General features: G+C 46.1%; 11 protein-coding genes and 1 pseudogene. 10 read left to right on the top strand and 2 right to left on the bottom strand.

The annotated features are described in order from the left end of the window. Nucleotides 1–460 precede the first annotated feature (460 nt). From ilvB to leuB, 7 genes are read left to right on the top strand one after another with little or no spacing between them, the layout of a single operon-like run. Entirely contained in the window at nucleotides 461–2,125 is a 1,665-nt protein-coding gene (gene ilvB / locus AC6I1H_RS02245) for a biosynthetic-type acetolactate synthase large subunit (protein ID WP_497739409.1), read from the top strand. Between the two features lie 5 nt (nucleotides 2,126–2,130). Continuing rightward, complete coding sequence (gene ilvN / locus AC6I1H_RS02240) at nucleotides 2,131–2,634, top strand: acetolactate synthase small subunit (protein ID WP_497739408.1); 504 nt, start codon at nucleotides 2,131–2,133, stop codon at nucleotides 2,632–2,634. Nucleotides 2,635–2,636: 2 nt separating this feature from the next. Further along, nucleotides 2,637–3,635 carry a ketol-acid reductoisomerase gene (ilvC, locus tag AC6I1H_RS02235; protein WP_497739407.1) on the top strand — a complete coding sequence of 333 codons (999 nt, stop codon included), beginning with the start codon at nucleotides 2,637–2,639 and terminating at the stop codon, nucleotides 3,633–3,635. 50 nt (nucleotides 3,636–3,685) lie between these two features. After that, nucleotides 3,686–5,203: a 2-isopropylmalate synthase gene (locus AC6I1H_RS02230; protein ID WP_497739406.1), complete on the top strand. Its 1,518-nt coding sequence runs from the start codon at nucleotides 3,686–3,688 to the stop codon at nucleotides 5,201–5,203. A 13-nt stretch (nucleotides 5,204–5,216) separates the two neighbouring features. Beyond that, entirely contained in the window at nucleotides 5,217–6,485 is a 1,269-nt protein-coding gene (gene leuC / locus AC6I1H_RS02225; protein ID WP_497739405.1) for a 3-isopropylmalate dehydratase large subunit, read from the top strand. After that, complete coding sequence (leuD, locus tag AC6I1H_RS02220) at nucleotides 6,482–6,982, top strand: 3-isopropylmalate dehydratase small subunit (RefSeq protein ID WP_497739404.1); 501 nt, start codon at nucleotides 6,482–6,484, stop codon at nucleotides 6,980–6,982. Before leuC ends, leuD begins: the two co-directional genes overlap by 4 nt. Further along, nucleotides 6,975–8,042: a 3-isopropylmalate dehydrogenase gene (leuB, locus tag AC6I1H_RS02215; RefSeq protein WP_497739403.1), complete on the top strand. Its 1,068-nt coding sequence runs from the start codon at nucleotides 6,975–6,977 to the stop codon at nucleotides 8,040–8,042. The genes leuD and leuB overlap by 8 nt, the downstream gene beginning before the upstream one ends. Nucleotides 8,043–8,366: 324 nt before the next feature. Here leuB and AC6I1H_RS02210 read toward each other — a convergent pair. Beyond that, nucleotides 8,367–8,516 (bottom strand): annotated as a pseudogene (locus tag AC6I1H_RS02210) (IS3 family transposase); the annotation flags it as partial. 20 nt (nucleotides 8,517–8,536) lie between these two features. Next, on the bottom strand, nucleotides 8,537–8,839 hold the full coding sequence (locus AC6I1H_RS02205) for a YjcN family protein (protein ID WP_497739402.1): 303 nt from the start codon (nucleotides 8,837–8,839) through the stop codon (nucleotides 8,537–8,539). Between the two features lie 464 nt (nucleotides 8,840–9,303). Between AC6I1H_RS02205 and AC6I1H_RS02200 the strand changes: the two genes are divergently transcribed. The 3 genes from AC6I1H_RS02200 to AC6I1H_RS02190 are packed head-to-tail and all read left to right on the top strand — an operon-like array spanning nucleotide 9,304 to nucleotide 12,021. Beyond that, on the top strand, nucleotides 9,304–9,585 hold the full coding sequence (locus AC6I1H_RS02200) for a FitA-like ribbon-helix-helix domain-containing protein (protein ID WP_497739401.1): 282 nt from the start codon (nucleotides 9,304–9,306) through the stop codon (nucleotides 9,583–9,585). Further along, complete coding sequence (locus AC6I1H_RS02195; protein WP_497739400.1) at nucleotides 9,582–9,974, top strand: PIN domain-containing protein; 393 nt, start codon at nucleotides 9,582–9,584, stop codon at nucleotides 9,972–9,974. The genes AC6I1H_RS02200 and AC6I1H_RS02195 overlap by 4 nt, the downstream gene beginning before the upstream one ends. 40 nt (nucleotides 9,975–10,014) lie before the next feature. After that, complete coding sequence (locus tag AC6I1H_RS02190; RefSeq protein WP_497739399.1) at nucleotides 10,015–12,021, top strand: PAS domain S-box protein; 2,007 nt, start codon at nucleotides 10,015–10,017, stop codon at nucleotides 12,019–12,021. Nucleotides 12,022–12,041: the final 20 nt, after the last annotated feature.

Genomic DNA, 12,041 nt, shown 5'->3' with positions numbered 1-12,041 from the left:
TCAAATTGGTTATTGGTTATAGGAAGTGTACCTCAGGGTTCCGGCCGTAAGGTGTCAGCGACCGAGCGGTACAATCTAGGGTTATCCTTAGAACACCGTGAGCATAAAAAGCTCCAGCGGCAGGTTCCTATAAAGTATTGCTGCTGGATTTTTTATACCCAAAAATGTAATGACGGAGAGGAAAACGGAAAACCTGAGCGAAAGAGAGCCGGGGAAGGTGAAAGCCGGCCGAAGGTTGCCGTTTTGCGCTCGCTCCCGAACAGCCCGGATGAAACAGCAGTAGTCCGGCGCCGCTTTCAAGCGTTAAGATTGAAGTAGTTTAATCTACTTCCTGAGGCCCGAGCCGCAAGGCAGGGCAAAGCAGGGTGGTACCACGGGGTTAACTCCCCCCTCGTCCCTGGGAATTTGATTTCTCGGGGCGGGGGGGTTATTTTTTATCAAACAAAAGCGAGGTGGGAATATGAAAATTACTGCCGCAGAAGCATTGATAAGATCGCTGGAGATGGAAGGCGTAAGCGTAGTGTTCGGCTATCCCGGGGGAGCCATTCTTCCCGTATATGACTCCCTGTTTCATGCAAAAAAAATAAAGCATATCCTCACACGGTCCGAACAGGCGGCAGCTCATGCTGCCAGCGGTTACGCCAGGGTATCCCGAAAGGTGGGCGTATGCATGGCCACTTCGGGTCCCGGCGCCACGAATCTTGTGACCGGAATCGCAACAGCTTACATGGATTCGGTACCTGTGGTCGCCATAACCGGCCAGGTATCCACCAGCCTAATCGGCCGCGACGTTTTTCAGGAAGTGGATATTACCGGTGCCACGGCGCCTTTTACAAAGCACAATTACCTGGTTAAAAAAGCAGAAGATATTCCGCGAATCGTGAAGGAAGCCTTCTATATAGCTTCGACAGGGAGACCGGGCCCCGTGCTCATTGATTTGCCGAAAGATGTGGCAGAGACCAGAATAGAGTTCAAATACCCCGAGCAGATCGCACTTCGTGGATATAAACCGAAAACCGACGGACACCCGCTTCAGATTTCAAGGGCCGCCGAAGCCATCAACAAAGCTCAGCGACCCGTTATATGCGCTGGAGGAGGGATAAATTCCGCTGGTGCTGAAGAAGAGCTCCTGAAACTCGCGGAAAAGGCCCATATTCCAGTGGCTACGTCACTCATGGGCATCGGAGCTTTTCCGGAAGACCACCCTCTTTCTCTGGGCATGATGGGTATGCACGGCATGCCGTATGCGAATATTGCAGTAACGGAATCCGATCTGGTTATAGCCGCAGGAGCAAGATTCGGGGATCGATTGACCGGCAGGGTGGCAGGCTTTGCTCCAAGAGCGAAAATAATTCACATCGATATAGACCCGGCGGAAATAGGAAAAAATGTAAAGGCGGATATTCCCATAGTCGGCGATGTAAAGCGGATTCTCGCGGAAATACTGAAGGAGGTTCAGCCGAAACAGCCCGCCGAATGGAACAGCCGTATTGCTGAACTTAAGAAAAAATCTTTTTCATACAATAAGACAAACAAACTGTGTCCCCAGGAAATCATCGAGGCTCTCTCCGCAAAGACCGGCGGTGACGCCATAATTACCACAGAAGTTGGTTCTCATCAGATGTGGGTGGCTCAGTACTACAAATTTACAAAACCCCGCACCTTTATCAGTTCGGGGGGGCTTGGAACCATGGGTTACGGTTTGCCGGCAGCCATAGGAGCCAAATTCGCAAGGCCCGAGCAGAATGTAATCAATATATGCGGAGATGGCAGTTTCCAGATGAACCTGGCGGAGATGGCCACCGCCATGGAAAACAACCTTTCCCTGAAAATGATTCTGTTCAACAATAAAGGATTGGGCCTGGTAAGGCAGCTTCAGGAATTTTACTGCAAAAAGCGTTACAGTCAGGTGAATTTCGGTTTTGTGCCGGACTTCGTGAAGCTTGCTGAAAGTTACGGAATCAAAGCAAAAAGAATAGACAGCAGGGAAGAATTGGATAATGCTCTGGATGAACTTATTTCTGAAAAGGGATGCTTTTTGCTGGAATGCATGGTGGATATAAACGAAAATGTCTACCCCATGGTGTTGAATGGCTCACCCATCAATGAGATGATAGGAGGATGAAGCCTATGAAAACAACATTGTCGGTTCTGGTGGAAAATCATCCCGGTGTACTGTCGAGGGTGGCAGGCCTTTTCAGCCGCAGAGGCTTCAACATTGACAGTCTGGCGGTGGGCACCACCGAAAATCCCGAAATATCCCGCATGACTATCGTGGTGGACGGGGATGAATATATTGTCGAACAGGTAAAAAAGCAGCTGAACAAACTGGTGGATGTCATAAAGGTCAGCAAGATAATCCCTGAAGAGTCGGTGAGCCGGGAACTGGTCTTGATTAAGGTTGATGCAGAGCCTCAGGTAAGATCCGAAATCATTCACATAGCGGAAATTTTCAGAGCAAACATCGTGGATGTGAGCCGCAAGTCAATGATAATCGAACTTACGGGAGATAAGGATAAAGTTAGCGCCTTTGAAGAACTCTTAAAGCCTTTTGGAATCAAAGAATTGGTCCGCACCGGCGTAATTGCCGTGAATAGAGGAACAAAAACAATAAAAATTGAGGAGGAAGAATAATTATGGCGAAAATGTATTATGACAAAGATGCTGATTTGAAATTGCTGGAGGGCAAGACCGTTGCGGTCATAGGTTACGGTAGCCAGGGCCACGGTCATGCTCTGAATCTAAAGGACAGCGGAGTAAATGTGGTAGTAGGGTTGTATGAGGGCTCGAAATCCTGGAAAACAGCCGAAGAAGCCGGTTTGACCGTGAAGACCGTCAGCGATGCGGCAAAGGATGCAGACATCATTATGATGCTTGTTCCGGACCATGTGCAGGCAAAAATTTATGAAGAAGAAATAAAACCCAACCTTAAAGAGGGCAATGCTCTGGCTTTTGCTCATGGATTCAACATAAGGTACCATCAGATCGTCCCACCGGATTATGTGGATGTTTTCATGATAGCGCCCAAGGGGCCAGGGCATCTTGTGAGAAGAATGTATGAGCAGGGTGCAGGCGTTCCCTGCCTCATGGCGGTTGAAAGGGATTATACCGGTAGGGCAAAAGACATTGCTCTGGCTTATGCGAAGGGAATAGGCGGTACCCGGGCTGGAGTCATCGAAACCACCTTTGCGGAAGAGACCGAAACAGACCTCTTCGGCGAGCAGTGCGTACTATGCGGTGGTTTAACGGAACTAATCAGGGCCGGGTTTGAGACCCTGGTCAATGCGGGATATCAGCCCGAAATCGCATATTTTGAATGCCTGCATGAGATGAAGCTAATCGTGGATTTGATTTATGAAGGCGGTATCGGCTGGATGAGGTATTCAATCAGCGATACGGCCAAATACGGCGACATCACCGTCGGCAAGAGAATCATCAATGAGGACACCCGCAGGGAAATGAAGAAAGTGCTGAATGAGATCGTGACGGGTGAATTTGCCAGAAAATGGATACTGGAGAACCAGGCAAACCGTCCTGTATATAATACAATTCTTGCAAAAGAAGCCGAACATCCCATTGAAAAAGTGGGGGCAGAGCTCCGAAGCATGATGCCGTGGCTTAAAAAGCAGAAGTGAGATGTGAGAGGAATGGCATTGCTGATTTTCTAGGAGAGGAGGCATGTAAAATGGCAAGAAGAGTTGAGATTTTCGATACCACCCTGCGGGATGGAGAGCAGTCGCCGGGAGTTTCGCTGAATTCTCATGAGAAGCTGGAAATAGCCAAGCAACTGGCAAAACTCCAGGTCGATGTCATAGAAGCAGGATTCCCCATAGCGTCTAACGGAGACTTCAACGCCGTAAAGACAATAGCTGAAAATGTAAAAGGTCCCGTGATAGCAGGGCTTGCTAGGGCTAACTTTAAGGATATCGACAGGGCCGCCGAAGCTGTAAAAGCGGCGGAGCGGCCCCGTATTCATACGTTCATTGCGTCATCCCCGATTCACATGAAATATAAACTTAAGATGACGCCTGAACAGGTGCTGGAAGCTGCCATAGAAGCCGTAAAAAGGGCTAAATCTTATGTTGAAGATGTGGAGTTTTCGGCCGAAGACGCATCCAGGTCGGAAATAGAGTTTCTCTGCAAGCTGTTTTCCGCTGCCATCCGTGCGGGAGCGACTGTTATAAACATTCCCGATACTGTGGGCTACGCCACGCCGGAGGAGTTCGGCAAACTGGTGAAGACCCTTCGAGAAAGGGTTCCTGAAATGGATAAGGTAAAAATAAGTGTTCACTGCCACAATGATTTGGGCATGGCTGTGGCCAATTCCCTGGCAGCGGTGAAAAACGGCGCCGACCAGATTGAATGCGCGGTAAACGGCCTGGGGGAACGGGCAGGCAATGCCGCTTTGGAAGAAGTGGTAATGGCTCTCATTACACGAAAGGATATATACGATGTGGATTTAAACATAGACACAAAACACATTTACCGCACCAGTAAACTGGTGAGCACCCTATCGGGTATATATGTTCAGCCGAATAAAGCCATTGTCGGTGCCAATGCCTTTGCACATGAATCCGGCATCCATCAACACGGGGTGCTTTCGGAAAAATCTACCTATGAAATCATGACACCGGAATCCATCGGGCTTTCCTCAAACAGGCTGGTGCTGGGGAAACTCTCCGGCCGTCACGCTTTTGCCCAGAGGTTGAAAGAAATGGGATATGAACTGTCCGACGAAGAATTGAACAAAGCCTTTGAAAGATTTAAGGATTTAGCGGATAAGAAAAAGGAAATCACAGATAAAGATATAGAAGCGCTGGTGGAAGACCAGGTTCTTAAAATACCGCAGCTGATTACATTAGAATATTTTCAGACTTCCAGCGGGAATCAAACCATATCCACAGCTACGGTAAAGGTCAGAATAGGAGAAAAAAGTGTGGAGGAAGCGGCTACCGGTGACGGCCCCGTTGATGCCACCTACAGAGCTCTTGAAAGAGCATGCAATATAGATTGCAGGCTGGTAGATTATTCGATTAAATCTGTTTCCGGCGGCAAGGATGCTATGGGCGAGGTCATCGTAAAAATAGAAAAAGACGGCAAAACTCATACCGGCAGAGGCTTGAGCACAGATGTCATCGAGGCCAGCGCTCTGGCATACATCAACGCACTCAACAAAACCCTCGTAAACGGCAACGGTTCCTGAGGAGGTGTGCACCGTGGGCATGACCATAACTCAAAAGATACTTGCAAGACATTGCCATAAGGAGTATGTAGAGCCGGGAGAACTCGTCATGGCCGATGTAGATCTTGCTCTGGCCAACGATATCACCGGTCCTGTCGCCATAGAAGAATTTAAAAAGGCAGGCGCAAAAAAGGTTTTCGATCGGGAAAGGATTGCACTGATTCCCGACCATTTCGCACCGAATAAAGATATTAAATCCGCCGAACTCTGTAAAACATTAAGAGAATTCGCCCGGAATCAACAGATTACGCATTACTATGAAGTGGGAAGAATGGGTGTGGAACACGCTCTGCTGCCCGAGCAGGGCATCGTGCTTCCGGGCGATCTGGTGGTGGGCGCCGACTCTCATACATGCACCTATGGAGCTCTGGGCGCATTTTCCACCGGTGTGGGCAGCACTGACCTGGCTTTTGCAATGATGACAGGAAAATGCTGGTTCAAAGTCCCCGAAACCATAAAATTTATCTATCACGGCCAGCTAAACCCCTGGGTTACAGGAAAAGACCTCATCCTCTACACCATAGGAGACATCGGAGTGGACGGCGCCCTGTACAAAGCCATGGAATTTACGGGAGACGCTTTAAAGAACCTCACTATGGACGAAAGGTTTACCATGAGCAACATGGCCATTGAGGCCGGCGGTAAAAACGGTATCATGGAGCCCGACGAAGTGACTCTTGAGTATGTGAAATCAAGAGCAAAAAGAGATTATGAGATATTTAAAAGCGATAATGACGCAGAATACTGCCGGGTTATCGACTACGATGTATCGAAGATAGAGCCCCAGGTGGCGCTTCCGCACCTGCCGGAAAACTCCGTCAGTGTACATGAAGTCGGGGATATTTCGATAGACCAGGTGGTTATAGGGTCCTGTACAAACGGCAGAATAGAGGATATGCGCCAGGCTGCCCGGGTCATCAAGGGCCACAGGGTTCATCCGTATGTCAGGCTGATAATCATCCCTGCCACTCAGGAGGTTTACAGTCAGATGATAAAAGAAGGAATCATGGAAATTTTTATAGAGTCAGGTGCCGCTGTAAGCACACCTACCTGCGGACCTTGCCTGGGAGGATATATGGGAATACTTGCAAAGGGAGAAAAGGCAGTATCCACCACAAATCGGAATTTTGTGGGGCGTATGGGGCATCCCGAAAGCCAAATTTTCCTGGCAAACCCGGCGGTGGCCGCAGCTTCCGCCGTTAAAGGAAGAATAACTCATCCAGCGGAGGTGGCCGATATATGATATTCAGGGGTAAAGCATGGATTTTTGGAGACAATATCGACACTGATGTCATCATTCCGGCCCGTTATTTGAATACCACTGATCCGCAGGAACTGGCTTCCCATTGCATGGAGGATATGGACCCTGGCTTTCCAAAAAAAGTAAACCCAGGAGACATCATTATCGCAGGAAAAAATTTCGGATGCGGCAGTTCACGGGAGCATGCACCGCTGGCCATCAAGACCTGTGGGATAAGCTGCGTCATCGCACGGTCCTTCGCAAGAATTTTCTACAGGAACTCTATAAATATAGGCCTTCCAATCCTGGAATGCGAGGAAGCAGTGGATTTTGTCAAAGCGGGAGACGAACTGGAGATAGATACCGATACCGGTATCATTAAGAATCTGACTTCAGGCGGCTCTTATACTGCCATGCCTTTTCCCGATTTTATTAAAGGCATAATCCAGGCGGGAGGCCTGCTAAACTATGCTCGAAAGGCGGAAAATCGCGATGTATAAAATAGCTGTTCTGGCGGGAGACGGCATAGGTCCTGAAGTCATGGCTGAGGCTGTAAAAGTTCTCCACGCAGTAGAGAAAAAATTTGACTTAGAGTTTGACTTTCATGAAGGTCTTGCCGGTGGCGCTGCCATAGATGCTTATGGTATACCGCTGCCCGAATCCACTGTAAAGCTATGTGAGGAATGTGACGCTGTTTTGTTCGGAGCTGTGGGAGGGCCCAAGTGGGATGGCGTGGAGAGCCGGTTGCGGCCGGAAAGAGCCATTCTGGGCTTGAGGAAGCACTTCGGACTTTATGCCAATCTTCGTCCTGCCGTATTGTTTCCTGCCCTTATAGACGCTTCCCCAATAAAGCGGGAAATAGTTGAAAAACTAGACTTGTTAATCGTGAGAGAACTTACGGGGGGATTATATTTCGGCACTCCCAAAGGCAGGGATGAAAGCGGAGGAAAAGTCCGAGCCTTTGACACAATGACATATACTGAGCATGAAATTGAGAGAGTGGCGCATATAGCTTTTAAAGCCGCTCAAAAAAGGAAGAAACGCGTGACATCCGTAGATAAAGCGAATGTCCTGGAAACTTCTCGGCTCTGGCGGGAAGTGGTGGGAAAGGTGGCAAGAGCATATCCAGATGTAGAGCTTTGCCACATGTATGTGGACAATTGCTCCATGCAGATGGTGACAAGCCCTGGACAGTTCGATGTCATCCTCACCGAAAACACTTTTGGGGACATTCTCAGCGATGAATCCGCAGTGCTGACGGGGTCCATAGGGATGCTGCCATCGGCCAGCCTGGGGGATAAAAAACCTTACCTTTACGAACCAACTCACGGCTCAGCTCCTGATATTGCTGGCACAGGCAGAGCAAACCCCATTGCATGCATACTGTCCGCAAGCCTAATGCTGGAGTATTCTTTCGAGGCAGCCGATGCTTCAACCGCTATAAAACAGGCGGTAACCAGGACTCTGGATGAGGGCTATAGAACTTCTGACATATATACCGGAACGGAAAGACTGGTCTCCACCAATGAAATGGGAGATATTATTGTAAATTTTATTTGAATATTATTCTGGTATTGGTGAACTGAAGATAGATAGTATGGTGGCTAAAGATGTCAAGACATTTTTTTGACCTTGTATAAGGTGATTTTTTGCTCCTCCTTCCTTGTTTGGATTTAGTAATAGAATACATAAATGTTAAATATTAACTGGAAATTTTCTTTTAAACTTTTGGTAAAAAGCAGTAGCCGCAGCTGTGGATATGTGGGCAACGCTATGCATTGTCCAAGCAGTTGTGGGCCTTGCGGGTAACCCGAAGAGTTATCCATCAAGTCCACAACTGCGGCATATCCACGGCTGGTGAATATGTAGCCTTAATTACACTTCCTGATATTTGACGGTCCGCCAGAGGCTCTCTGTGAAAATGTTATCCATAGCCCGGCCACGACCATCCATGCTTATTTTTATCTGATTTTCAAGAAGCATTTTTGTGTATCGATTACTGGTGAACTGGCTTCCATAATCACTGTTTACAATGCACTAGCTCCAAAAGTTTCTCATGTGCCTGTGCCAATTGAAGTCACTGTCCATAAACCGACAGGACTCTTGTTTAAGTAAAAGAAATGCACTTCTTGACCCAATTGACGCTCATGATAACCCTCAACGAAAAATTGCCACCCGTAAGCCGTAGTAGCCCTGTGACGCTCGTAGAATCCCCCTGGTACAATTTTAACCTTCACTGCTGCAAAAGGGCTACCGTGTAGGGCAACATAAAAACGGATTGCCCCCGCAGGGGTAAGGTGAAAAACAATTACCAATAAAAAGATTAAGACTACTGTAAAAAATATTTTTTTCCGCACTTAATCCACCTCAAATTCTACGCATTTATTATCTACTGCGACTTAACCTCATTATACAATATAGTCCTCAACATACTTACGTTTTAATATAACTTTTACTATTTCACTACCTCATTAATATTTTTTTGTCTCTTAAATTCTGATTATTTTATGTTTTCACATATCAGATAGCGTCAAGTATTTTTAGGTTTTTTAAAAAAGACTCGATAAACAGCCAATTAATTTTAAATTATACATTTGACCTCACCTTCCTGTTGATTTTTTTAACTCGTTCTATTTGGAGAATGGTGAGGTCTTTTTTCTACATATAGCAGCCGTTTTCGAGCTAAATGATCTAATAAAATTTTACACTATCGCAGGATTTAACCAGTTCCCGATTAAGCTTTATATATTATTGCTATTGCAGAAGCATCAAATTAATGCTATAATGCAATCATAATGCAGCTATGATAGGGGGAGGCAAAATGGCAAGTTTAACTATACGCAATATACCGGAAAGCCTTCTTGAGCGACTGAGGAAGTTGTCAGAGGCTGAACGTAGAAGTTTAAACAGCGAGATTATAGTAATTCTTGAGAAAAGCCTTAGAGAATACACATCGGATTATGATAAAAATGTTATTTCTGTTGAAGCCCAGGTTGAATTATGGAACAAGCTTGCGGGTGAATGGGATGATTCACGTTCCACTGATGAAATTATCAATGATATTTTATCACATCGCACACCCGGACGTGAGGTGAAACTATGATACTTTTAGATACAGATGTCTGTGTTTCCCTGCTTCGAGGCAACAGGACTGTCATAGAGAAAAGAAAACAATATCCTGACCAAACTGCCGTGTCGTTTATGACTGTTGCTGAACTGTTCTATGGTGCGGAGAAATCCGGTAATCCCGCAAAGAATAAAAGCCTTGTTGAACAGTTTCTTATTACAGTTAACATTATAAATTCAAATAGAACGATAATGAAAAGATTCGGAAAGCTAAAGGCAAGTTTGGAGAAAAGTGAAGATGTGTTGGCAGATGCAGACCTTCTCATTGCCGCCACAGCATTAGAAACCTGCGATCTTCTTGTGACAGGTAATATAAAGCACTTTAGTAAAATAGGAGAGTTAAAACTTGAGAATTGGATAGGATAAAACTTTGTTGGATACCATTCCCGGAGGGGGGATTATATTCATGAATGCATCTATACCTAAGAAAATCCTAATTGTGGAAGACAGCAGGCTTAATGCACAAATAACGTCAGATATTTTAAGTAAATACGGATACAAAACAGAAATGGTACGTACAGGAGAAGAAGCTGTAGAAAAAGCCCGCAGCAGCCAAGGCACTGATCTCATCCTGATGGATATAGAACTTGGGAGGAAAATCGACGGGATAGATACGGCACGCATAATACAGCGGTTTAAAGACATTCCCATCGTATTCCTAACTGCCCATACCGGCAAAGAAATTATGGAAAAAATCCGGTCTGTTACAGGTTACGGCTATGTGCTGAAAGGTGTCGACGAATATGTGCTGGTATCTACAGTGGAAATGGCACTTAAACTTCACGAAGCAAATATCCGGGTAAAGCAAAGTGAAGAGCTGTTCCGCAATATGTTTGAAACCAATGAAGCGGTGATGCTGCTTATTGAACCGGAGTCGGGCCACATTATTGATGCCAACAGGGCTGCCTGTCGTTTCTATGGTTATCCGAAGGAAACTCTGCTGCAGATGGATATGAGAACAATTAATGTCTCTTCCAGCATAAATGGTGTCCAGGAGTGTATGGAAACTTTTAAAAACAACTGCAATCCCTGTGCCTGTGTCCATCGGCTGGCCAGTGGAGAAGAGCGGTTGGTTGAAATATATTCATCCCCTGTCAATTATCTGGGGAAGTTATTGCTTTATTTAATCATCTTCGACATTACCGCGCGCTGGCAGGCTGAAAAAGAATTAAAATTTTACCGGTACCTGTTCGAAAATTCACTGAACGAAATCTATATATTTCACCCCGAAACATTAAAATTTATTGCAGTAAACCGCGGTGCCAGAGAAAACCTGGGATATAGCCAGGAAGAACTGAATGAGATGACCCCCCTTAACCTGAAGCCAGATTTTGACCTGCAGAGCTACAGAGAGCTCCTTACTCCTCTATCTGAAGGGAAACAGAAGCGCATTATTTTTAACACAGTACACCGAAGGAAAGATGGTTCGCTCTATCCTGCAGAAGTTCACCTGCAGCTTGTAGAATTTATGAAAGAAAAAGTATATGTGGCACTTATAATTGATGTAACAGAGCGCAGAGCGATGGAAAAAGAACTGCAGGAAAGGAATAAAATTTTAAGCACTATAATGGAATCTGCGCGGGACGCTATTATCATGATTGACAATAAAGGGAATGTAACTTTCTGGAATCCTGCGACAGAACGGTTATTCGGTTACTCCAGGGAAGAAGTAATGGGTAAGGAACTGCACAGGTTGATGATACAAGATGAACGACTTTACGACGTATATAAGGAGGCATTCAAGAGATTTCAATTAAGTGGGAAAGGAAGTGCTGTAGGGAAAACGATTGAACTGAAAGCAAAGCATAAAGATGGTTATGAGATTGATGTAGAACTCTCGCTATCTGCTGTGAAAATTAAGGATGCCTGGCATGCATTGGGAATTGTGCGCGACATCAGCGAACGCAAAAAATATGAAGAATTGCTTTATCGGCAATCTATCACTGACCCTCTGACAAATATTTACAACCGGCGTTTTTTCATGCAGATGCTGGAACAGGAGATGGAGCGCACACGGCGGTACGGGAAGCCCTTTTCAGTTATTATGTTTGACCTGGACCATTTTAAGAGCGTAAACGACCGCTTCGGCCACGCTGCGGGGGATATGGTTCTCAAGAGTGTTGCTGATATGATAAAAGGAAGGATACGCAAAACAGACTATTTTGCGCGCTGGGGTGGAGAAGAATTTATAATTCTATTACCAGAAACTTCTGTGGAAGACGCAGCAGGTTTAGCAGAAGAGCTTCGAGAACAGCTGAGCAGCATGAACATACCGGAAGTAGGGGGTGTGACGGCGAGCTTCGGTGTAACAGGTTACAGATCATCGGATACAATTGATACCATCCTCATGCGGGCAGACAGCATGCTGTATGAAGCAAAAGATGCGGGAAGGAATTGCGTAAAAAGCCAGTAGAGAAGCGGTGACGAACTACG

The sequence above is a fragment of the Biomaibacter sp. TOL genome (genome assembly GCF_059717795.1).
Note: the sequence above shows the minus strand (reverse complement) of the source record. Positions and strands in the feature narration are given on the sequence as shown.

Excerpts from the sequence above, each read along its gene's own strand:
- ilvC (WP_497739407.1), top strand. The coding sequence starts at position 2,637 with ATGGCGAAAATGTATTATGACAAAGATGCTGATTTGAAATTGCTGGAG.
- AC6I1H_RS02230 (WP_497739406.1), top strand. The coding sequence starts at position 3,686 with ATGGCAAGAAGAGTTGAGATTTTCGATACCACCCTGCGGGATGGAGAG.
- ilvB (WP_497739409.1), top strand. The coding sequence starts at position 461 with ATGAAAATTACTGCCGCAGAAGCATTGATAAGATCGCTGGAGATGGAA.
- leuB (WP_497739403.1), top strand. The coding sequence starts at position 6,975 with ATGTATAAAATAGCTGTTCTGGCGGGAGACGGCATAGGTCCTGAAGTC.
- AC6I1H_RS02190 (WP_497739399.1), top strand. The coding sequence starts at position 10,015 with ATGAATGCATCTATACCTAAGAAAATCCTAATTGTGGAAGACAGCAGG.
- AC6I1H_RS02200 (WP_497739401.1), top strand. The coding sequence starts at position 9,304 with ATGGCAAGTTTAACTATACGCAATATACCGGAAAGCCTTCTTGAGCGA.
- AC6I1H_RS02195 (WP_497739400.1), top strand. The coding sequence starts at position 9,582 with ATGATACTTTTAGATACAGATGTCTGTGTTTCCCTGCTTCGAGGCAAC.
- leuD (WP_497739404.1), top strand. The coding sequence starts at position 6,482 with ATGATATTCAGGGGTAAAGCATGGATTTTTGGAGACAATATCGACACT.
- ilvN (WP_497739408.1), top strand. The coding sequence starts at position 2,131 with ATGAAAACAACATTGTCGGTTCTGGTGGAAAATCATCCCGGTGTACTG.